Genomic DNA, 1018 nt, shown 5'->3' on the forward strand with positions numbered 1-1018 from the left:
GAATGCCTCGTCGCGACCTGCCCGGAAGGCAAAAGCAAGCTTGTCCTTTGGGATACCGCCATCGCTGGCTTTACGCTGGAAGTCCGTCCCGGCGGCGGCAAGACCTACTATCTTCGCTATTGGGACAAGACCGGTCGCCAACGGCAGATAAAGATCGGTGGTTACGCCGACATCACGTTCGATCAGGCCCGCAAGAAGGCGCTGCGGCTCCGGTCCGAAGTCACCCTCGGTGGCGATCCGGCGGTCAACAAGGCAGAACTCAAATCAATCCCGACCTATGCCGAGTTGGCGGCACAGCACCTTGCCCACGCCAAGAGCTACCAGCGCAGTCATGCCGATGTGGAATCGATCATGCGGCTCCATTTGCTGCCCCGCTGGGGCAAGTTGAAGCTCAATGAAATCCAACAGCAGGATATCGCTGTCTGGCTGGGCGAGAAGCGCGCCGAAGGCTTCAAACCCTCAACGGTCGAGAAGATGCGTGTTACCTTCCATCGATCGTTTGAACTGGCTGCCCGCTGGAATATCCCTGGTGGCCAGACCAATCCGGTGAGGGGTATTCCACGGCCCAAGTTCAACAATGGACGGGAGCGCTATCTGACCGCCACTGAAGCCGACCGTCTACGCAAAGCCGTAGCAGCATCATCGAACCCGCAGCTCAAACATATTGTCGGGCTGCTGCTTCTTACCGGTGCCCGAAAGCGGGAACTTCTGAACGCCAGATGGGAGCATATCGATACCGAACGTAAGTCCTGGCACATTCCTGACAGCAAGACTGGCAAGGCACGCTACGTCCCGCTGTCGCAAGCGGCGATCGCCATGATCGAGCAACTGCCCAGGTACGACAACTGCCCCTGGCTGCTGCCGAACCCCGAAACGCATGCGCCTTTCGTGGATATCAAGCGGGCCTGGGATACAGCACGGACCGAAGCAGGCCTTCCGGGGTTACGCATTCACGATCTGCGGCACTCGGCAGCATCGTTCATGATCAACGCAGGTATCGATCTGTTTGCGGTAGGGC

The 1018-nt window shown here is 58.8% G+C and carries 1 protein-coding gene; it reads left to right on the forward strand.

Features of this window, described 5'->3' with window-relative positions; translation table 11 throughout:
- Positions 1-1018 (forward strand): tyrosine-type recombinase/integrase (locus CV013_RS15365; RefSeq protein ID WP_102156581.1); only part of this gene is annotated, 1018 nt, incomplete at both ends.

The sequence above is a fragment of the Tsuneonella flava genome (genome assembly GCF_002870965.1).
Lineage (GTDB): Bacteria > Pseudomonadota > Alphaproteobacteria > Sphingomonadales > Sphingomonadaceae > Tsuneonella > Tsuneonella flava.